The sequence below is a fragment of the Ruegeria sp. CL6 genome (genome assembly GCF_056536465.1).
On record NZ_JBQFPR010000005.1, the window covers coordinates 35,378 to 56,489 of the forward strand.

Here is a 21,112-nt window from a genome sequence, read left to right on the forward strand (position 1 = left end):
ATGAGCTTTCACGCCATAGAACAAGCCCCCGCGCGCCTGAACCGCAGCGAACTCGCCGTGCCGGGCAGCCAGCCCGGTATGTTCGAGAAAGCGGCCCAATCGGATGTCGATGTGATCTTCCTCGATCTGGAAGATGCAGTCGCACCTGACGAAAAGGAACAAGCCCGCAAGAATATCATCGAAGCGCTCAATGACATTGACTGGGGCACCAAGACCATGTCCGTGCGGATCAACGGTCTGGATACCCACTATATGTATCGCGACGTGGTCGATGTGGTCGAACAGGCGGGCGAACGTCTGGACTTGATCATGATCCCCAAGGTGGGCACCGCTGCCGATGTCTATGCGGTCGACATGATGGTCACGCAGATCGAAGACGCGATGGGCTATGAAAAGCGCATCGGGTTCGAGCACATCATCGAAACCGCATTGGGAATGCAGAACGTGAGCGAGATCGCCGCTGCCTCAAAACGCAATGAAAGCCTGCATTTTGGTGTGGCCGACTATGCGGCCTCGACCCGCGCGCGCACCACGATCATCGGTGGCGTGAATCCCGACTATGCAGTCCTGACCGACCCGGATGGTGATGCGGCCCGTGCATCGCATTGGGGTGACATGTGGCACTATGCGCTGGCACGTATGGTCGTGGCAGCTCGGGCGAACGGGTTGCGCCCGATTGACGGCCCATTCGGTGATTTTCAGGATCCCGAAGGCTACAAAGCGGCGGCCAAACGCGCGGCTGTTCTGGGTTGCGAAGGCAAATGGGCCATCCACCCCAGCCAGATCGCTTTGGCCAATGAGGTCATGTCCCCCAGCGATGCCGAAGTCACCAAGGCGCAGCGCATTCTGGTCGCCATGACCGAGGCTGAAAGCGCTGGAAAAGGCGCTGTATCCCTGGACGGCCGTCTGATCGACTACGCCTCGATCCGGCAGGCCGAAGTGATGGTGGAAAAGGCCAGGCAGATCGCAGCAGCGTAATTTTTCTGATGCGTGCACGCGGCGCGGTCATGTCCCTTGCTGCACCGCGCCACGTTATGCTGCCGCATCGGGTTTCGGCGACCGGGCAAGAAACGTCCACGCATCATATTGCGACAGGAAAACCCGCCCGGTCAGGTCATCTAGGAAATGCGATCGTTTCAACCGATCCATGACCGGCCCCTTGACTTCGGACATGTGCAATCCCACCCCCATTGCCGAAAGGCGGAGATTGATCGTTTCAAGACTTTCCAATGCGGAAAAATCCACTTCATTGACCGCCGAACACATCAAAACCACGTGGCGCACGGCGCAACCATCTGTAACCCGGCGCTGAATCAGATCTTCTAGAAATCGCGCATTCACGAAATACAGACTTTCATCCACGCGCAGAGTGACAATCTCAGGGTCAGTCAGAACCGAATGTCGATGGATGTTTCGGAAGTGCTGAGTTCCAGGAACAAGCCCCACTTCGGCCACGTGGGGACGGGACGTCTTGTAAAGATGCAGCAGGACAGACAGGACCACACCTGACGCCACGCCCACCTCGACGCCCAGACCCAATGTCAAAAGAATGGTCGCGACCACCGCCGCGAAATCCGCACGCGAATAGTTCCAAGTCTTTTTCAAGATGGACAAGTCCACAAGGCCAAGGACAGCCACAATAATTGTTGCCGCCAACGTGGCGTTGGGCAGGAAATAAACCAGCGGCGTCAGAGCCAGCGCAGCAAATGCCAAACCGATAGCCGTAAACGCCCCCGCTGCGGGTGTTTCAGCCCCGGCATCAAAATTGACAACGGATCTGGCAAAGCCACCTGTCACCGGGAACCCGCCGGTAAAGGCCGCTCCTAGATTGGCAGCGCCAAGCCCAATCAGTTCCTGATCAGGGTCGATACTCTCGCGTTTCTTCGCCGCCAGTGTTTGCGCGACCGAAACGCTTTCCACAAAGCCGATGACCGAGATCAGGACTGCCGGGACAAGCAGGGCTTGGATCAATTCTGGTGAAAAGCTGGGAACCGTCCAGGGCGGCAAGCTCTGGGGTACGTCCCCAACGATACGAACGTCCCTGGCCGACAGGTCGAACGCCCAGACGGTTGCCGTGGTTGCCACCACAGCGAAGACCGGTCCGGCCTTGGTCAGAAGATCAGTCAGCAATTGCGGCGCGCGCAAACGGACCAGAGCGGATTTCAGGTGACGGCGCGCCCAGAACAGAAACAGGATCGCCCCTGACCCGATTGCGACCGATATCCAGTTCGTATCAGGCAAATGCGTCAGGATCGAACCTGCAATCTCGGGCAGCGTGTGCCCGTGCGCCTCGACCCCCAGAACATGCTTGAGCTGGCTGGCCGCGATCAGGATTCCCGAAGCTGTGATGAACCCTGCAATCACGGGATGGCTTAGGAAATTGGCAAGCAGCCCCAACCGCAGCACACCCATCAGAACAAGGAAACCTCCTGACAAAAACGCCAATGTCAGGGCAGCTACCGCGTATCCGGCCGTGCCTTGCTCGGCCACCTGCCCCACTGCCGATGCGGTGAGCAGCGAGACCACAGCGACAGGACCGACCGCCAACGACCGGCTCGTTCCGAAAACCGCATATAGGACAATCGGTACAATCGAGGCGTACAGCCCCGCCTCGGGTGGCAGCCCCGCCAAAAGCGCATAGGCCAGCGACTGCGGGATCAGCATAATCGTCACAATCACTGCCGCTATCAGGTCATTGGACAGGGTAGAGCGAGAGTAATTGCGGCCCCAATCCAGCACCGGCACAATGCGCCTCAGGACGGCCAGAGAATCTTGATTGGACATCAGTCAGACGCGACCTTCAGTTTTTCAGGTTTCGCCAGCCACTCTTTCCCACGCAACATGGCCTTCCAGTAGATCGGCGGCAGCAGACGCTCTTTCAACAACCACGCCGCTCGTGAGGGTTTGGTTCCGTCGATCAGGAAAGGCAGAAAGCTCGGTTTGAGCGCGCCACCATAGCCGAATTCGGCAAGCACGATTTTGCCCCGTTCGACTGTCAGCGGACAAGAACCATACCCGTCATATTGCGCCACCGCAGAGCGGCCGGCGATGTCGGCGACAATGTTGTCGGCAACAGTAGGAGCTTGCTTGCGCGCCGCAGCCGCCGTCTTTGCATTGGGCGCGTTCATGACGTCGCCCAAGGACCAGATGTTGTCATAGCTTTTGTGCCGCAGAGTCGCCTGATCCACATCGACCCATCCAGAGGCATCAGCCAAAGCTGACACACGGATAAAATCGGGCGCTGACTGCGGCGGGCAGACATGGATCATGTCGAACTCAACATCGACGGTTTCGGCATCGTTGCCCGGTTTGCTTACCTCAAAACGGGCGGTTCTTGTGGGACCGTCAATGGCGACCAGATTGTGGAAAAAGTTCAGTTTGGCATTGTACTTGCGGACATAGTCCTCAAGCGCGGGCACATAGTCCTTGACCCCAAACAACACTCCGCCCGCGTTCATGAACCGAATATCCATGTCCTCAAGAACACCACGGCGAAACCATGCGTCGCCGGACAGATACATCGCCTTTTGCGGCGCACCAGCGCATTTGATCGGCATCGGAGGCTGGGTGAACAACGCCCTTCCCTTGCGCATCTGCTGCACAAGTTGCCACGTATAGGGGGCAAGGTCATACCGATAGTTCGAGGTTACCCCATTGCGGCCTAGCGTCTCTTCCAAGCCCTCCACTTTGCCCCAGTCCAGTTTGAGTCCCGGGCACACCACCAACCGGTCGTATTTCACCACTCGACACCCATCGAGGATCACGGCGTTGTTGTCGGGCTCGAACGCCGCCACCGCGGATTTTAACCAATGCACGCCCTTGGGGATGAGGCTGCCAAGGGTGCGGGCCGTGCTCTGGGCCTCGAAAATTCCGCCTCCGACCATCGTCCATCCGGGTTGGTAATAGTGAATATCAGCCGGGTCGATTACCGCGATGTTCAAATCGGGACTACGCGCCTTCAAACTGGCCGCGACAGCTATGCCACCAGCACCGCCGCCCACAATAACCACTTCAAAATGTGCATCGCCCTTGTCAGTTGGTGTCTTGCCACCATTGGCAATACGCCGGGCCACTCCGTTCATGTCGTACCCGGCGGCCCCAGTTGCCGCGAGGATTTCGGCCAAAGGACGCCGTTCGGCTTCGTGAAACGACCACAGCGTTGCCGACCGTGTTCCAGTTCGGCAATAGGCGAGTATTGGTTTGGGCGCATCCAGATACGCGGTGCCAAACGCTGCTACATCCTGATCACGGACCATGCCGCTGGTGATCGGAACATAGAGCGTCTCGATCCCCAGCTTCCTAGCCGCAGTCTCGATTTCATCGAACGTAGGCTGGTCGGCGGCTTCTCCGTCCGGTCGATTGCAAATAATGGTGCGAAAACCCTTGGCTGCAATCGCCGCGACATCTTCGACCGTGATCTGCGGGCTGGCTGAAAACTGTTCTGTGATAGTCCGAATGTCCATCTTTCTTATCCCTCGACCAATCACAAGGTATTCACGGGCACTTTGAGCATCGGGTTGCCGTCATTATCCCGAGGCACTTCGCCTGCGCGCATGTTGACTTGAAGCGAAGGTATGATCAGCTTTGGCATATCCAGAACCGCATCGCGCTCGGTTCGGAATTTGACAAACTCGTCTTTCGTCTTGCCGCCACCGACATGGATGTTCAGGGCTTTTTCTTCCCCGACAGTAGTTTCCCACGCAATCTCGCGTCCGTTAGGCCCATAGTCGTGGCACATGAACAAACGTGTTTCGTCCGGAAGCGACAGCACTTTTTGGATCGAGTCGTACAGGACGCCCGCATCCCCGCCGGGAAAATCCGCGCGCGCGGAACCGCCATCAGGCATGAACAGGGTATCCCCGACGAAAGCCGCGTCGCCCATGACATGCACCATACAGGCCGGCGTATGACCGGGCGTGTACATGGCAAAGGCTTGCATGTTGCCGATCTTGTAAGTGTCGCCGTCCTCGAACAAGGCATCAAATTGCGAACCGTCCCGCTGGAATTCCGTTCCTTCGTTGAACACTTTCCCGAACGTGTCCTGCACGACCATGATCTTGGAGCCAATGCCGATTTTTCCGCCCAGCTTGCTTTGAATATAGGGGGCCGCCGACAGGTGATCCGCGTGGACATGGGTTTCGATGATCCACTCCAGCCGCAAGCCCTGCGACTGTATTTGACGGATCAATTCGTCCGCGTGGTCATAGGTGATCCTGCCCGCCGCATAGTCAATGTCCATGACGCTGTCGACAATGGCACAGGCTGGCGACGAAGGGTCTTTGACGATGTAGCTGATGGTATTCGTCGCCGCATCGAAAAAGGCTTGGACGGTCGGTTGCACATTTAGGTCAACGCTATACTCGGTCATTTGGGTAACTCCTCCTCAATAGGTTCAAGACAGGGCTTGAGTTCGGCGAACCGCTGCGTTTTGCAAAAATTTCGCCAATAGAATCCCGGCGACCAAAGCACCGACAAAGGCAAAGACCTGCCAATGCCCCGTCCCAAGTGCCGGCAGTGCTCCGCCGGGGCAAAACCCGGACAAACCCCATCCGACACCAAACAGGACCGAACCGGCCACAAGCTGAATATCTACTGCGTGCTTGGTGGGCAGGTTGAACCCGTCCGCGAAAATTGGCGCCATGCGCCCGAACACCAGCCGATAACCAAAGAAAGTGGTTACCAAAGCGCCGCCCATGACGAATATCAAAGAGGGATCCCAGCTTCCTGCGATGTCGAAAAAGTTAAGCACTTTCGCAGGGTTGGCCATCCCTGAAATCGAGATTCCAAGGCCAAACACTACGCCGATGAGGTATGTTGCGAACAGTTTCATGAATTACCCTCCGATCACGTGGCGCACGACAAAGACGGTGGCAAAGGTGAACAGCATGAACGTTGCTGTCGCCACTATCGACCGCAGGCTCAGCCTGGCCATTCCGCAAACTCCGTGACCTGACGTGCAACCTGATCCAAAGGTCACACCCAGCCCGACAATCACCCCACCTAAAAGCAATGCCAGGGTGGTCACGGGGACTTCGACCGCTGGCATTTGCCCCGAGAACAGCCAGATCAATACTGGCCCGGTCACCATTCCGGCGACCAGAGCCGTGCGCCAGGCGAAATCCGGGCCTGTGGCCGGCTGTACCATCCCGGACAAAATGCCGGTGGCCCCCATGACCCGACCAAGAACGAGCATCAGCAGGGTCGAGGCAATCCCGATCAGAACTCCGCCGGACAGTGAAGCAAAAGGCGTAAACGCAGTTTCCATCATCCCCGGTCCTTGCATGTTTTTAGGCCGAAATTGCTGTAGATCGGGCAGTTCCCGACAATGGCGGTCACCGTGAAAACAGCGGCGACGATCAAGGTCAGCCAAAACATAATGCCCGCGCCGGTCATGCCGGTCCCAAAAGCCGCGATCAGCAGGACAACCGCGATCAGGATGCGAAAAGCACGATCGAGTTTTCCCATGTTGGTGGTCATGTCTCACTCCGTCGAGAATCGATAGAGCGATATTGACACGGGTGTGACCCAGACTTTGGTGACTTGGTCACCAACCGTTCAGTTTTTCAGCCACCTCGGGCACCGGGTTAGATGGCGGTAGCGCGCGTCATTTGTTCCAAACCATCCCGATTGATCAGATGAACCTCGCCGCGCGACTGCTCGATCCATCCACGGCGGTGAAATTCGGACAAAATGCGCGAGATCACCTCGCGCGCTGTACCCAGCTCGGTCCCCAATACGGCGTGGGTTGCGCGAACAATATTGTTATGGTCCGAAAGCTCGAGAAGACGAGCAGCCAGACGGACGTCCATACGTTGAAAAACGATATCATCAATCAGCGTGAAAAGGTCCGTGATCCGCCGTGAATACGCGGCAAAAACAAAATTGCGGAAAACCTCGGACCTTGCCACCAGATCATCAAAAGTTTCACGCGGTATAGCAACGGCGCTGACATCGGTTTCGGCTATGCCATCCGCGGAATAGTCTTCAAAGGCCAGCATGCATGCCGTCGTCAGCACGCAGCTTTCCCCTGCATGGACCCGGTAGAGAAAGACCTCGCGACCCGTATCGGACTTTTGCTGAACACGTATCGTGCCGTCCAACAATAGCAAAAGATTGTCCGCCGTCTGACCCGGCGAGAAAACCTGTGTACCTGCCGGAACGTTGACGATCTGGCTGCCACTTTCCAGTTGGCTGCGAATATCGGCCGGCAGTTGGCTCAGCCCTTTGAATCTATCAATCCACGAAGCGTCCATGTCTGGTTCCTAATTGGCTTGCGAAAGTGTCCAGGCACTCGCCACGATACATTTGGTTTGCCGAATATAACAGAGACCAAGAATGTTGAAGCGAAACCGGGTCAATTCTTGACGGCCCTGAATGTCAGAATACTTCATTCTCTGCTCTCATATCGCCGGGCCGAAGCGATCTTGAGGCGTATTCGCTTTAGCGGCACGTGGGAAGACCGATTAATGACCAAACGCCTGGCAATTATTTCCAGCGGTCTGAACAGCCCGCTAAGCAGCGCCGTCGAGTTTGCCTGCAGAGCCCGAGAGAGTGGATTTGAGATAGACTTCTTCGCCCCTGAAACATCGGCCGGTCTACTGGCCCATGCGGGACTGCAACATCACATTATTCCCAAACCGAAATATGACGCGTTCAGGCCGTTGTTGTCCGCTGACCAAGCCAATCTGATGACAAAGCAAGATCGCTTGGACGCTGCGGTATCAGCCTTTGGCGTCGACGACCTCAAGAGGCAATTGGCTGAACGCTCGCCAGATGCGATTTTTGTCGATTGTGAGTTGCACGCGCATATCATCGTTGCGACGACACTTGGCATTCCGGTCGTCCAATACAGCAATATGTTTCTTTCCCCGCCCAGCCCGCAAGCTCTGCCTTTGAACAGGCGCGGCGTTCCCGGGCAAGGATTTCGAGGTAGTAGACTCGGCATTTCCCTGCTGTGGGCTCATTTTCTGCTCTGGAAGCAGCTAAAGATTCTAAGAAATCGGGTGTCCGGAAAAGGTACGGATTACCCGACGGCCGTTGTAGAACTTGCGCGGCGAAACGGGATTCCGATCTCAAAGATAAGGCGTCGCTTATGCTGGCAGATGCCGTGGACTTACAGGTTACCGACCGCGCTGCTTGTCCCGCAGGCAGTGGACCTTCCGACCAAACCCTATGGCAACATGACCTATCTTGGCCCCATGATCATGGAAGACCGGATCGAGAAGCCCTATGACAAAGAAAAAGTGGCTTATTTTTGCAACCCTGCATTGAAAAGAAAACGCATCTTTGTCGGCTTCGGCACGATGATAAAAACCAAGGGTGACTTGATATCAAAACTCTGCGCTGTGGCAGAACGGCGACCTGAATGGCAGTTTTTGATAACGGCAGGCCGAGATTGGGACAGCGCATCTGCGCTGACAACGCCAGAAAACGTTCTTGTGGTCCCTTGGGTTCCGCAACATCGGGTTCTGAAACACGCGGACTTGGCGATAATGCACGGTGGAACAGGCGGCCTGCTCGAAGCGATCGAGACCGCAACGCCGATATTGATGTATCCCCATGCGATCGACCAAAGAGGAAGCGCGGCTCGGGTCGTGTTTCACAACATCGGCCGCGCGGGAAATCCTAACGATCCTGTTTCAAAAATCGAGGCCGACATCGTGTCTTTGCTGCATGACGAGGACCTGAAACGAACATGTCGTGAGATGCAGACCGCATGCAGATTCGAGCAGGAAAACCAGACCCTAAACCGCTTTTTGGAGCAGTTGACGAGCACAGCGAACGAAAGATAGCGACCGTCAGATCGCCGGGCATTTGGTCACAATTACCACTTGCGATGCCCTACTTGGCAATTGGGAATACAGAAAGTCCACGTCACCGCATCGTCGGCCTAAGTTTTTTTGATCCCGTTGGAATTCTGCTGCGTAGTCCTTTCAAAAGCAGCCGATGAAACCCAACAGTGCACCAAGCAACCCAAAACACCACTTGCGGCTCTGACGTAAAGAGTTTTGCAGCATCGCTTCCGCGCGTGACCTCTGAAAGTTTGCGTGAAATCTGGAGGTCCATAGCGGAATTTGGGCTTTTCCAACGCTTTGCCCCTGTCGAAGTTGGCGGTGATCAGCGTTCCGCCAAAGAGTTCTGTGACCAGTTCATCGCGTTTGGCGAAGCCTGTCGCGACAACGGTTTGGCGATGGCTGTGATCTCGCAAATCTGGACCTTGCAGCAGCCTTTGATCCGCTTTGGAAGTCTACAGATCAAGGACACCAATCTGCCGGACTTGTTGACCGGAGAGGCGATTGGCGCATTTGCCCTGACCGAGACGGCGGCGGGGTCGGATGCCCTTGCCCTTCAGACCCGTGCCGAACGTGTTGAGGGCGGATATGTCCTGAACGGTAGCAAAGCCTTTGTCGGAATGGGGCCGGTCTGCGATTTCGCCATAGTCTTTGCCCAGACAGCGCCCGAAAAGGGTCGCTGGGGATTGTCAGCCTTTATCCTGCGCGCCGAAGATGAAGGTTTTATTCGACATCAGGGGCAGGAAAAGCTGGGGCTGAACTCTATCCCCTTGGGCCAGTTGGAACTTAACGACTGCCGCATTCCCGAAGACCGTCGGTTGGGGCCAGAAGGGTCCGGCGCGGCAATCATTCAATCTACGCTTGATTGGGAAAGAAGTTTCATTCTTACGTCGCAGGTCGGCGCCATGCGTCGGCAACTGGCGGACTGCGTCGAATTTTCAGCCTCTCGCAATTTGTTCGGGCAGGCCATTTCCGAATTTCAGTCTGTGTCAAATCGCATTGCCGACATGCGCGTGCGCCTGGAAACCTGCGAATTGATGTTACAGCGCGCCGCAGACCTGTACGACGCTGGAAAACCCCTCACACAGTTCGCAGCGATGGCGAACCTTCACATATCCGAGGCTTTCCTGAACTCAAGCACGGACGCGCTCAGGATTCATGGCGGACGCGGATACCTCCAAGGTTCGCCGAGCGGGGACGACGTGAAAGACGCGCTAGGCGGCGTGATCTACTCGGGCACCTCGGACATTCAACGTCAGATCATCGCAAAGATGGAAATTGGACAGCAGGCCCGGCCGGGCACGAAAGGGAGATCCGACCTATGACAAACACCCGCTTTTCGGAAAATCCAAGCGGAACCTTCCGTCGGATTGCCGCACAGATGACGCATTTTCTGCAGCTCGGGCTTGGTGCACTGGTCCTAATCACGCTGGCATCCACCGCCTACGCCCACAAATACAACGAAAGCTATGTGTATTTTGACGTGACTGAAGACAGCCTGAGCGGGCGCGTCGAAGCCACACTCACCGACCTTACCCGACTTCAACAAGGCACGGCGGACGTGGAGACAGCGTTGACACGGGACGAAGTCCTTGCTGCGCAGCAAGAGATCTTCGACTATTTCGAGGATCGCATGAACCTGTCGTCCGAAGGCCAGCCCTATCAGGTTGAGTTTGACGACATTTCGTTCCTCGACACTTCCGTCGACACTTTTGCCCAACTCCACTTCAAGGTTCTCGGCATTACCGAGACACCCACTACGATCCAGATGTCGTATGACGGGCTATTTTCGGACGTCGACCCAGCACATCGCGGATTTGCGTTGATTGGAAGCAACACGCGCAACGGCATGGACGAAAACGAAGCTTATATTTCGCTGATTTTTGCGCCTGGGGATGGTGAGAAGAACCTCTATCTGAACGACGAACCGACCAAGGATATTGCCCTGACTTTCTTTGAACACGGGGTTTGGCATATCTGGCTTGGTTTTGATCATGTCCTGTTCCTGCTGACGCTGCTACTGGGCGCTGTAATGCGGATCGAGAACCAGCGCTGGGTTCCGTCCGAAAGCATTCGCGACAGCCTGCGCGAGACTGTGAAAATCGTCACGGTGTTCACCGTTGCGCACACGATCACGCTGTGCCTCGCCACGTTTGAAGTCATCACACTGCCAGTGACGTTGGTCGAAGCGGTCATCGCTTTCTCGATTGCAGCAGTGGCCATTGGCAACCTGGTCCCTCGTTTCCACGCTGGGTCGTGGAAAGTGGTGTTCCTTTTCGGCATCTTCCACGGCTTTGGTTTTGCGAACGTTCTTGAACCACTTGGGCTGGATCCGACGCGCAAGGCGCTTGGTCTGGCGACGTTCAACATCGGCGTTGAAGTCGGACAACTTGCCATTGTGCTGGTGCTTTTCCCAATATTCTTCGCGTTGCGCCGATTGACGGCTTATCGCGTAATCGGGCTGCAATTCGGCTCGGTTGCGCTGATCGCGATTGCGGCCTTTTGGTTCTACGAACGCACGGTTGGCTGGTTTCCAGAGTTCGGCGAAACCTTGGCGCAGGTCGTCAACTGATGATCGATGCAGCTTACCTTGACCACGCAGTCAGGCACTATGCCAGGCTAACACCAGATGCGCCCGCTTTGCGGCTGCTGGGCAAGGTAACGACTTATGCGGACCTGAACACCGAGGTGGACAGGATTGCGGCGCTGCTGTTGGACCGTGGCACCCAAGCAGGGGACCGAGTGATACTCTGTTCAGCCAAGAGCCCAAGAGCCATAGCTGCGCTGCACGCAATTCTTCGCGTTGGGGCTGTCTATGTTCCTCTGGATCCAGCCGCCCCGGCAAAGCGTATCGCCACGCAAGTTTCAGCGATCTCGCCACGGCTTGTCCTGACAGATTCCGACCGAGTCGGTCACTTTTCGGACAGCTTCGCACCATCTCAGATCGTGGACATCTCGGAACCGCTGCCCAAGCTGAACGCGCAAAAGGCTCTGGAATCCCGGCAGTCGCAACGATCAGAGTTTGACGCAGCCTATATCCTGATGACCTCTGGGACGACCGGCACGCCAAAGGGCATCGTTCACACGCACCAAAGTGGCCTTGCCTATGCCAGAATGGCTGCAAATCTGTGTAATTTGACCGCGTCTGATCGTGTCAGTCACCACACCCCACTGCATTTTGACATGTCAATTTTCGACGTGTTCAGCACAGCCTTGGCCGGAGCGTGCTGTGTGATCATCCCTGAGATGCATGCCAAACTTCCGGCGTCGCTGTCTCAACTAACCGAACAAGAGAGCATTACGGTCTGGTATTCCGTGCCCTATGCCATAATCCAAATGTTGGAACGCGGTACGTTGGCAGATCGTAATCTGCAAGCTCTGCGCGTTGTCATGTTCGCGGGGGAAAAAATGCCGCCCGCAGCCCTCAAGGATTTTTCCGCGCACACACCGAACGCAAAGTTCCTTAACGCTTATGGACCAACCGAAACCAACCATTGTACGACTGCCACCTTCACCCATGACGATCTGGACGGCGTTGGACCGCTGCCGATTGGTCACCCAGACGTCGGCGTATCAGCCCGCATCGGAACAGAGGCAGTGGAACCGGATAGCGGGGAACTGCTTATCGCTTCTGATCAGGTGATGTCCGGGTACTGGAACAGACCGGATCAAAATCGGGCGGCTTTCTGCACATTGCCGGACGAAAGCGGGCAGCCAAGACAGTTCTACCGGACCGGGGACATCGTGCGCCGCGCCTTTGACGGGCAACTCATTTTGGTTGGGCGCAAGGACCGGCAGATCAAGCTCAGGGGGTTCCGCATTGAACTGGATGAGATTGAACTGGCACTGGTGAATATCCCTGACGTCACCGAAGCCGCCGCAATTCTGGTCGGAGACGAGATTCATGCCTTCGTGACCTGCAATTCTGACCCGGATTTGAACGCTATCCGATCCGATCTGGTTTCCGTGCTGCCGCAATACGCCGTCCCGCATCGGATAGGCAGTCTCAAGGCAATGCCGCGCACTTCGACCGGCAAAATCGACCGCAAAAAGCTAATAGGAATTGCAAATGAGCAACGAGCAGCCTGACTCACCAGACCAAGCATTGCGGCGCTACATTCAATCGACGCTTCTGGGCGGAAAACACGTATCCGACGATGAAGAACTTCTGCTGAGCGGAATGATCGACTCGCTCGGGGTCATGTCTTTGGTGTCTTTTGTCGAACAAAGCTACCAGATCGAAATACCCTTTGAAGATGTCACGCTGGAAAATCTGGCAACAATTAGCGCGATTTTGAGCTATGCGAAAACACGACAGAAAACGTGTGTGGGCTGATGGGCATGACTTTTCCCCTCACAGACAGCCAGATGCTGTTTTGGAAAGGCCATCTGCTTCATCCAAATAAACCGCTGTACAATATGGCCTGGCGGTTTGATCTGCATTTTGACTTGCAGCCAGATTTGTTCAGGGCCGCTTTTGCAGAAACGCTGCGGCAAAACGAAATCCTGAGAAGCGCGGTCCGTGATACGCCGGACGGTCCAAGACAATACGCCCTAGACGAAACCGGGGATTTGCTTGACGTCAGGGATCTCAGCTCTGACACGCAGCCAGAAAACAGGTTGGCGTCGGATTTACCTTCTTGGGTTCAGACCGCATTCGATCTGTCATCCGGGACCTTGCGAAGCCAGTTGGTCAAACTGGCTGAAACCCACTGGGTCTGGCTTGTTTGCCAGCATCACATTGCCTGTGACGCACAGTCGGGGGCGCTGTTGTTCGCGCAAGTCTCGCAACGCTATTCAAACCTGGAGCAGACCGGAAACAACAACGCCGAAGCTTTGCCGGGCTTTTTTCATAGCTCGGTGTTGCAAGCCCCTTCGCGATCAAACACGACCGTCGCTGCGCCAAAGTCATCCGCCCCCCCTTATGGCAGCAATCCAAAACGGGCGTCCGACTCGAAAAGACTTCCGATCACCGTAGAGCCCGAAGTTTTCACCGCACTCGAGAATGCAATCACGCAACAAGAGTTTCGGCTGTTTACCCCCGAACTGTCCCGCCTGGCCATCTATCTCACGGCTTACTTCGCCTACCTTCACCGAGTAACGGGTGATGAGCGGATTACGATCGGGCTGCCCTCACACAATCGTTTGACGCAAGAGGACCGCAACACCATTGGGCCTTTTGTCGAAGTCTTGCCGTTCTCGGTCGGGATCGAAGATACGGATACGCTGCGCACCCTTTACGACAAGATCAAAACGGGCCTTGGTACATTTCTGAAAAGTGCAAGGCCCGGTGCGGTATCACACGTCGACACGTCGGGCATCAGCGCCGTTTGCAACTACATCCAAGCGCGATTTGGCGGGTTTGCCGGGCGACCCGCCACCGTGGAATGGCTTCATAGTGGCGCACATGATGCCATGCACGCGCTGCGCCTTCATATCATGGATTTTGAAGGCAGCGCGCGCCCGAAACTCTTTCTGGATGTGCAGAATGAAGTTCTGGACTCAGTTTCCGAAGAAGATATGTCCACGCATTTTCTGCGTTGCCTGAAGGCTGTTCTATCGGATCTCCATACTCGAATTTCGACCGTCGGGCTTTCCGGTGACGTCCGAGACAAGGCTATTATACAGGGTCCGCTCGAAACTCCGTCCCCATTTGGGTCTGTGTTGGATGCATTTGTGGCGCAGGTCGAAAAAGACCCTCACTTGGTTGCGCTTTCCTGCGCGGATGAGGTGATGAGCTATGACAAGCTACACCAGCGCAGCGATCAGATCGCGGCCCACCTGTCTGGCTTGGGCATACCGAAAGCATCATGCATAGCCGTCCACCTGCCGCGATCATTCGACTTTATGGCGGCAGTTCTGGGTATTCTCAAAGCTGGCTGCTGTTTTGTCCCTATCGCGTCCAATCTACCCAAGGCGCGGGCATTAGAAATCTTGCAAGGGTGTCGGGCGGCGGCTGTATTCGTGGCACACGAAAACACGGGAACTTATCCGTGTCCGAGCATCTCGGCGGCCGAGACACTGAACCCGGCTAAGATCGACTTTTCAATCCGGCCCCAAGATACGGCCTATGTCCTGTTTACCTCTGGTTCGACCGGAATTCCGAAGGGCGTCGAAGTAAGCCACAAAAACTTGGCGCGGTATATCAACTGGGCCGCATACACCTTCGCGGGCAGCAATCCCGCACATTTCGCTTTCTTTTCGTCCGTGTCTTTCGATCTGACTCTGACGTCGATGTTTGTTCCGCTGATCACAGGAGGATCGGTCAGGATTTACCCGGAAAGATCCGACCCGGACTTGGCGGTTTTGGATGTCTTTGCCGATGACGCTGTCGACATCGTAAAACTGACCCCCTCGCATCTTGCTTTGGCCTGTAAGCAGGGGCAGCCGCTAACGCGCATACAAACACTGGTTCTGGGCGGTGAAAACCTAACCTCGCAACTTTGCAGGCAGGCTCGGGACGTTTTGTCTCCAAACTTGGAGATCATCAACGAATATGGCCCCACGGAAGCCGTCGTGGGCGCGATGCATCACGCATATGACCCCCGTGCCGACGCCGGGCCTTCTGTTCAAATTGGCCAACCTGCCTCGGGAATGTCGATCAGTATCCGGGATACCGCCCTGAATGTCTGTCCTTTGGGAATACCCGGCGAGATCGTGATCGGAGGGCGGCTGGCCCAAGGGTATTTTGGCAATCCTTCACTGTCTGCCGAGAAGTTTATGGACGATCCACTGAACCTTCAGGGTCGCGTCTACCGCACAGGCGACCTCGGTCGGATGACCAATGACGGGAAGGTCGAATATCTTGGCCGTAGTGATCAGCAGATCAAGAAAAACGGTGTCCGCCTGGAGACGGCTGAATATGATCGGGTACTACGGCGACTTTCCGGTGTCGACGCCGTTCATGTCGCGTTTTCCTCAGTGCAACCGGACACACAGCCAAGCCATCAGTGCATTCGCTGCGGCCTGACAAACACTGTTCCCGGAGTACGCTTCGAGGAAAACAACATTTGTACGATCTGCGCGGAATTCGACGACTATAAGGATCGCGCCGGAGCCTATTTCCAAACTGAACCCGAGCTTGAACGCCGGATTGTCGACGCCGCCAAATCCCGCAGGGGGCCGTATGATGCGGTCATGATGCTGAGTGGCGGCAAAGACAGCACCTACGCCGCATATCGTCTGGCCGCGCACACGCATCGCGTGCTCGCGGTTACTTTGGACAACGGGTATATCTCGAAGGAAGCAAAGGACAATATCCAAAGGGTTGTCAGTGACCTGAATTGGGATCACCGGTATCTGTCCACGGACAAGATGAACCAGATTTTCGTGGACAGTCTCAAGACTCATTCCAATGTCTGCCAAGGCTGTTTCAAAGCACTATACACTTTGGCCTTCCGCACGGCTCTGACCGAAGGCGCACCGATCGTCGTGACCGGGCTGTCCCGCGGACAGTTCTTTGAAACCCGGTTGACCCCCGAACTTTTTCGTCACGCGGCCCCGACATGCGGGCAGCTAGACGACTTGGTCACGAAAGCGCGCAAAGCGTATCACGCCGAAGACGATGAGGTGGCGCGGCTGCTGGAAACAGACGATTTGAAGGACGGGCGTTTCCTTAGCGAAGTAGAAGTGCTCGACATTTATCGATATATCGACGTGCCGGTATCAGAAATTTACGACTTTCTGGAAACACGAACCGCGTGGAAGCGGCCTTCGGATACCGGTCGATCAACCAATTGCCTTATCAACGATGCCGGGATTCATGTTCACAAGGCCCGTGAGGGGTTCCACAATTACGCGCTGCCTTATTCGTGGGACGTACGCATGGGGCACAAAACCCGCGAGCAGGCATTGGAAGAGTTGAACGACGAAATCGACACCGGGCGCGTGCAAGCCATCCTGGAAGAAATCGGCTTTGACGAACCTGTAGCGCGCGCCCCGAAACTAACCGTCTACGTCGCCGGTCACGGGCTGGTCGAACCGAATATCTGGGACACATTGCGTGAGAGCCTGCCACGCGAAATGCTGCCAGACCAGATTGTGATCCTTGAAAACATGCCGATCAATGGCAACGGAAAGGTAGACACATCACGGCTGCCCGCTGGGTCTTGGCGCAGTCAACCGCAAGAAGCACATGTAGCCCCGGAAACCGAAACTCAGCGCCGCCTGGCCTCAATCCTCAAAAACGTCTTGGGGGTTGCCGAAATCAGCGCCACCCGGGAATTCTTCGATCTTGGCGTGGACAGCATTACCGCCATAGAAATAGCGATGAGAGCCAACGAAATGGGTCTGAACCTGCCCGCGACCGCATTGTTCGAGCATCGCACTGTCAGGGCACTGGCCGATTACGCTGACACCTTGCCTGCTGAACAAACCAATGCCGACGACCACACACCACTGGTTGATCTGGATGACGACGAACTTTTCCGCATCACGGAGGCATTGGACTGAAATGGGCCTTCCCAAGGGTGTAGTAGATATCCTGCCATTGACGCCAGCACAGCAGGGAATGTTATTTCACTCGGTCGGCGACACTCGTCAGCTTGGGCAATATGTGGCTGTGATTAGCTGTTCCCTGAACGGACCGCTGGAACCGGAACGCCTGATGCGCGCCCTGAACGCCGTACTCGTCGAACGTGACGCCTTTCGTGCCGGGTTCGTCTGGAAAGGTGTGAAGCAACCAGTGCAGGTCATCCGTGAACAGGTTTCCCTACCATGGATCGAGCTGGATTGGACCACTGCGAAAGACGTCGAACAGAAGTGGTCAGACCTGTTGCGGCTAGAACAGATCCGTCAGTTTGACCTGACAAAACCACCGCTGATGACGGCGACGCTGATCAAGATTTCGACCAACGCGTGGCGGCTTGTCTGGACGGTCCACCACCTGATCAGCGACGGTTGGTCGACCGGAGTCGCCCTTCAAGATTTATGTAAGCATTACCAAGGTCTAAAAGCAGATCAACCCAAGGCACCGCCCTTCAGAACCTATCTCGCCTGGCTGCGAAATCAGCATAACCTGACAGACACTGACTTTTGGAAAACCCAGTTTCACGGTCTGGAGGATTCAAGTGTCTTCCCCCGACCAGACGCACATTCAGGCGGCTCGGTGCAAGTCTGGCGGTCTGAAACGCTCGGCAGCGATGTGATGTCGTCCATCGAAAGCTTGGCCGGTCAACTCAGGGTCACATCAAACAGTATTCTGTCTGCAGCGTGGGCTTTGGAATTGCGGCGTTTGCTACAACAGGACGACGTTGTTTACGGAACGACGACGGCAGGCCGTCCGGCTGAAATCGCCGGGATCACAAGGGCTGTAGGCGCATTCGTCAACACACTGCCTGTTCGGTGCAAAATAAACCCATCGGACTCGGTCCGGGATTTCCTGCGAAACCATGCCCAAGCGGAACTTAATCGCCGCAAGCACGAATTTGCTTCGCTTTCTGAAGTGCAGGCTTGCGCCCCGATCGCCAGTGGCTCACCGCTGTTTGATACGATGTTCGTGAACGAAGGGCTTGGCGCCCAAAGTGTCGATCTCGGAGAGGTTGAGGTCTGCGACCTGAAAACCTCGCAGTTCAGCAACTATCCTCTTACGGTACTTGTGACGCCGCAAAAGAAGCTAACGGTCGAAATCTACCATGATCCCGAGATCATTCAGGCCAAGACGGTCGACGCGATATTTTCCGGCTACAAGAACATTCTATCGGCGATAATCAAGAACCCCGAAGTTGCGATCAAGAACCTGTTGCAGCGATCGCAAAACGCCATAGAACTGCGACCCGAACCCCGGCATTTCGACGTCGTTCAACAGTTTTTGTCGCACGCGCAGCAGACTCCGGATGCCCCTGCGATCTCTGACGGGCAGGGAACGACGACCTACGCCGCGCTTTCACTGCGCGCACGACAGATCGCCTTGGCGCTGAAGGAAGCAGGTGTTGAGAAATCCGATATCGTGCCAGTTGCCCTACCTCGGGGCACCGAGGCCATTTCCGCATTTCTAGGGGTGATGATGTCAGGCGCGGCCTATGTGCCGTTGGACATGGATTACCCACCACATCGCATCACGCAGATGTTGGATACGATCCAGCCTCGGTACATTGTCACGGATGCAAGCATGGACGGTCTCCTGCCCGACACCGATGCCAAGATCGTCACGTTGGGGTCGCTCGGCGATGCAATGGACGTGACCGAAGTGGAGTTCGGCGAGCGTGCCTATGTCATGTTCACATCGGGGTCGCAGAACCAGCCCAAGGGGGTCGAGATATCCCGTCAAGGTCTGGCCATTTCAACCGCCGCTCGTGACAACATCTACGGGACGCCGCCAAAGGTATATCTGCTTTTGTCCTCGTTGGCCTTCGACAGTTCGGTTGCAGGCATCTACTGGACGTTGGGCGCGGGCGGACACCTTGTCGTCGCGGACAATCGCAGCGAACAAGAGCCATACAAGCTCGGGAAGTTGATCTCGCAGCACCGCGTTACGCATACACTTTGCTTGCCGGGACTGGCGCAGGTTTTGCTGACAGCCGTGCCAGGCGGTGATCTTGGCAGTCTGGAAACACTGATCACGGCAGGAGAGCCGCTTTACCCCAGCCTCGTAAGGCAATGCCGCACGATCCTGCCGGATTGTCGTCTGGTCAACGAATACGGGCCAACCGAAGCAACAGTCTGGTGCACGTCCTACGACGCCACAAACCACACAGGGGAAGGCGATATTCCCATCGGATCGGGAATTCCCGGCACCTGGGTCGGAATTGTGGACAAAGACGATTGCCCAGCCGAGACCGGACAGGTCGGAGAAATCGTCGTGGCGGGACAAACTGTTGCGCTCGGCTATCTGAATGACCCCAACCAGACCCAAGAGAGTTTCTTCAATATTGGCCCAGAGAGTATCCGCGCCTACCGGACCGGAGATTTAGGTGTCGAAGATGCGTCAGGTCGCATCCTGTTCTTGGGCCGCAAGGACTCGCAGGTCAAAATTCGAGGGCACCGCATCGAGCTGACGGAAATCGAAGCGGCAGCCAGCTTTGTTGCAGGCGATCTGCGAGTGGCCGCAGTTGTTCTGGAACGCTCAGATTCAAAAAGCATAGGCGTTGCCGTCGAAAGCCCGCCAGACGCCAAACTCTGCGACACCGTCCGCCGGCATCTGGAAGCGACACTGCCTACCCCGTTTCACCCAAATGCTGTCGTTTGCATTGAGACGTTTCCAAACCTTCCCAACGGGAAGACGGATCAGACATCGCTTGCTTCGATCGTTGCGCGTTCCGTTGGTAATCAACCCGGTGCCGCACCCAAAGATGCCTTGGAAACGTTGGTCGCAGAGGTTTTTTCGGATGTTTTACGCATCCCTTGCCCGTCTCGCGACGCAAACTTTTTTGACCTCGGCGGAGACAGCCTGGCCACGATCGCAGCCTTTTCCAAGGGTCAGGACGCCGGGCTGCTGTTTGAACCCACCGATCTGTTCAGTTGCCCCACCGTTGCGGAATTGGCCAAGCGAATACGTGACCGAGAAGTGGACCAGTCATTTTCCGAAGATGACAGCACGTTTCAGATCTCCAATCCTGGCGACGGCAAGACAACCGTTGTCATAGCGCATTGCTCTGTCCAGTTCTGTCGCTATATGGCGCGCAGCCTCGGCCCGGATTGTTCCGTCGTTCTTGTTCGCAGTCACCGTACACAGGGAATGGCGGTCCCCTACGGGAAATCGTTTAGCGATCTGGCATCCGACACGATTTCGCATCTGGCGCAATCCTCCAACACAGGTCCGGTTGTGCTATGCGGCTATTCGACGGGATGTCCGATGGTTATGGAAATGGCCAAGAAACTTGGGCCGGAAACTGTGAAGGGAATGGTTCTGTTAGACCCGCCTTTCAAAATGGTCGGGGCCGAACCTGCCCTACAGCCACTGTATTTCCGGACCTACAAAAGATGGAGGTACCTGTTCAAAGGGTTCAAACGCAAAGTCAAAGCTCGCCGCATATTGCCGAGGATCAAAACCTCTCTGGCACAAGAGCCCGAGTCCGAAAAGTTCCGCATCCAAGCTGTTGAAATCGTTCACGCCCTGGCGATCAGCGATTTTCGCGTACCCCAATTTGATCGACCTGCCCATGTGTTTCTGACCAGAGGGAACCCCTCACTGCGGTCTGGCGACGTTCTGGACACGCATTTACGCCAAAAGACATGTCACCCCCTGGACATGAAACACGTAGAGCTTATGCGGCGACCAGATGCCTTTGTGACCGTCGCTGCCGCGCTCAGGGACCTGATAGATCAACCCGTTCAATCGGACAAAAGCGCTTGATCCTTCAGAACGGAAAAAGTGGTGCGGG

Annotated in this window: 15 protein-coding genes; 8 read left to right on the top strand and 7 right to left on the bottom strand. The window is 55.9% G+C overall.

All coding sequences use genetic code 11. From position 1 onward, the window contains the following. Positions 1-978 (top strand): HpcH/HpaI aldolase/citrate lyase family protein, encoded by a 978-nt coding sequence (locus tag ACR0LH_RS14795; protein ID WP_480721550.1) that lies wholly within the window; start codon positions 1-3, stop codon positions 976-978. Between the two features lie 54 nt (positions 979-1,032). Here ACR0LH_RS14795 and ACR0LH_RS14800 read toward each other — a convergent pair whose 3' ends face one another. From ACR0LH_RS14800 to ACR0LH_RS14830, 7 genes are all read right to left on the bottom strand, one after another. After that, positions 1,033-2,784, bottom strand: coding sequence for a SulP family inorganic anion transporter (locus ACR0LH_RS14800; RefSeq protein WP_480721552.1), 1,752 nt, complete (start codon positions 2,782-2,784; stop codon positions 1,033-1,035). Continuing rightward, positions 2,784-4,463 carry a bifunctional protein tyrosine phosphatase family protein/NAD(P)/FAD-dependent oxidoreductase gene (locus tag ACR0LH_RS14805; RefSeq protein ID WP_480721553.1) on the bottom strand — a complete coding sequence of 560 codons (1,680 nt, stop codon included), beginning with the start codon at positions 4,461-4,463 and terminating at the stop codon, positions 2,784-2,786. Before ACR0LH_RS14805 ends, ACR0LH_RS14800 begins: the two co-directional genes overlap by 1 nt. Before the next feature lie 20 nt (positions 4,464-4,483). Then, positions 4,484-5,368 (bottom strand): MBL fold metallo-hydrolase, encoded by an 885-nt coding sequence (locus ACR0LH_RS14810; RefSeq protein WP_170415910.1) that lies wholly within the window; start codon positions 5,366-5,368, stop codon positions 4,484-4,486. Positions 5,369-5,392: 24 nt separating this feature from the next. Continuing rightward, positions 5,393-5,830 carry a DUF6691 family protein gene (locus ACR0LH_RS14815; RefSeq protein ID WP_170415912.1) on the bottom strand — a complete coding sequence of 146 codons (438 nt, stop codon included), beginning with the start codon at positions 5,828-5,830 and terminating at the stop codon, positions 5,393-5,395. A 3-nt stretch (positions 5,831-5,833) separates the two neighbouring features. After that, entirely contained in the window at positions 5,834-6,268 is a 435-nt protein-coding gene (locus tag ACR0LH_RS14820) for a YeeE/YedE family protein (protein WP_480721555.1), read from the bottom strand. Then, the gene (locus ACR0LH_RS14825) at positions 6,265-6,477 is read right to left on the bottom strand and encodes a YgaP family membrane protein (RefSeq protein ID WP_480721556.1); all 213 of its coding nucleotides are present in this window, start codon (positions 6,475-6,477) and stop codon (positions 6,265-6,267) included. Before ACR0LH_RS14825 ends, ACR0LH_RS14820 begins: the two co-directional genes overlap by 4 nt. A 107-nt stretch (positions 6,478-6,584) precedes the next feature. Continuing rightward, entirely contained in the window at positions 6,585-7,253 is a 669-nt protein-coding gene (locus ACR0LH_RS14830) for a Crp/Fnr family transcriptional regulator (RefSeq protein ID WP_170415918.1), read from the bottom strand. 213 nt (positions 7,254-7,466) lie between these two features. On the opposite strand from ACR0LH_RS14830, the gene ACR0LH_RS14835 reads away from it, so the two are divergent. From ACR0LH_RS14835 to ACR0LH_RS14865, 7 genes are all read left to right on the top strand, one after another. After that, positions 7,467-8,792, top strand: coding sequence for a nucleotide disphospho-sugar-binding domain-containing protein (locus ACR0LH_RS14835; RefSeq protein ID WP_480721558.1), 1,326 nt, complete (start codon positions 7,467-7,469; stop codon positions 8,790-8,792). A gap of 167 nt (positions 8,793-8,959) precedes the next feature. Next, entirely contained in the window at positions 8,960-10,117 is a 1,158-nt protein-coding gene (locus ACR0LH_RS14840; protein ID WP_170485880.1) for an acyl-CoA dehydrogenase family protein, read from the top strand. Continuing rightward, positions 10,114-11,364, top strand: coding sequence for a HupE/UreJ family protein (locus ACR0LH_RS14845; RefSeq protein WP_170415924.1), 1,251 nt, complete (start codon positions 10,114-10,116; stop codon positions 11,362-11,364). The genes ACR0LH_RS14840 and ACR0LH_RS14845 overlap by 4 nt, the downstream gene beginning before the upstream one ends. Continuing rightward, positions 11,364-12,881 carry an amino acid adenylation domain-containing protein gene (locus ACR0LH_RS14850; RefSeq protein WP_170415927.1) on the top strand — a complete coding sequence of 506 codons (1,518 nt, stop codon included), beginning with the start codon at positions 11,364-11,366 and terminating at the stop codon, positions 12,879-12,881. The genes ACR0LH_RS14845 and ACR0LH_RS14850 overlap by 1 nt, the downstream gene beginning before the upstream one ends. Further along, positions 12,862-13,128, top strand: a complete 267-nt coding sequence (locus ACR0LH_RS14855; protein ID WP_170415929.1) for an acyl carrier protein — start codon at positions 12,862-12,864, stop codon at positions 13,126-13,128. Before ACR0LH_RS14850 ends, ACR0LH_RS14855 begins: the two co-directional genes overlap by 20 nt. Before the next feature lie 5 nt (positions 13,129-13,133). Then, positions 13,134-17,243: an amino acid adenylation domain-containing protein gene (locus tag ACR0LH_RS14860; protein WP_480721560.1), complete on the top strand. Its 4,110-nt coding sequence runs from the start codon at positions 13,134-13,136 to the stop codon at positions 17,241-17,243. Position 17,244: 1 nt separating this feature from the next. Continuing rightward, entirely contained in the window at positions 17,245-21,084 is a 3,840-nt protein-coding gene (locus ACR0LH_RS14865) for a non-ribosomal peptide synthetase (RefSeq protein WP_480721561.1), read from the top strand. Positions 21,085-21,112: the final 28 nt, after the last annotated feature.

What these genes read in the sequence shown, in the direction of transcription:
- ACR0LH_RS14795 (WP_480721550.1), top strand. Translation starts at nt 1, where the DNA reads ATGAGCTTTCACGCCATAGAACAAGCCCCCGCGCGCCTGAACCGCAGC.
- ACR0LH_RS14800 (WP_480721552.1), bottom strand. Translation starts at nt 2,784, where the DNA reads ATGTCCAATCAAGATTCTCTGGCCGTCCTGAGGCGCATTGTGCCGGTG.
- ACR0LH_RS14805 (WP_480721553.1), bottom strand. Translation starts at nt 4,463, where the DNA reads ATGGACATTCGGACTATCACAGAACAGTTTTCAGCCAGCCCGCAGATC.
- ACR0LH_RS14810 (WP_170415910.1), bottom strand. Translation starts at nt 5,368, where the DNA reads ATGACCGAGTATAGCGTTGACCTAAATGTGCAACCGACCGTCCAAGCC.
- ACR0LH_RS14815 (WP_170415912.1), bottom strand. Translation starts at nt 5,830, where the DNA reads ATGAAACTGTTCGCAACATACCTCATCGGCGTAGTGTTTGGCCTTGGA.
- ACR0LH_RS14820 (WP_480721555.1), bottom strand. Translation starts at nt 6,268, where the DNA reads ATGATGGAAACTGCGTTTACGCCTTTTGCTTCACTGTCCGGCGGAGTT.
- ACR0LH_RS14825 (WP_480721556.1), bottom strand. Translation starts at nt 6,477, where the DNA reads ATGACCACCAACATGGGAAAACTCGATCGTGCTTTTCGCATCCTGATC.
- ACR0LH_RS14830 (WP_170415918.1), bottom strand. Translation starts at nt 7,253, where the DNA reads ATGGACGCTTCGTGGATTGATAGATTCAAAGGGCTGAGCCAACTGCCG.
- ACR0LH_RS14835 (WP_480721558.1), top strand. Translation starts at nt 7,467, where the DNA reads ATGACCAAACGCCTGGCAATTATTTCCAGCGGTCTGAACAGCCCGCTA.
- ACR0LH_RS14845 (WP_170415924.1), top strand. Translation starts at nt 10,114, where the DNA reads ATGACAAACACCCGCTTTTCGGAAAATCCAAGCGGAACCTTCCGTCGG.
- ACR0LH_RS14850 (WP_170415927.1), top strand. Translation starts at nt 11,364, where the DNA reads ATGATCGATGCAGCTTACCTTGACCACGCAGTCAGGCACTATGCCAGG.
- ACR0LH_RS14855 (WP_170415929.1), top strand. Translation starts at nt 12,862, where the DNA reads ATGAGCAACGAGCAGCCTGACTCACCAGACCAAGCATTGCGGCGCTAC.
- ACR0LH_RS14860 (WP_480721560.1), top strand. Translation starts at nt 13,134, where the DNA reads ATGACTTTTCCCCTCACAGACAGCCAGATGCTGTTTTGGAAAGGCCAT.
- ACR0LH_RS14865 (WP_480721561.1), top strand. Translation starts at nt 17,245, where the DNA reads ATGGGCCTTCCCAAGGGTGTAGTAGATATCCTGCCATTGACGCCAGCA.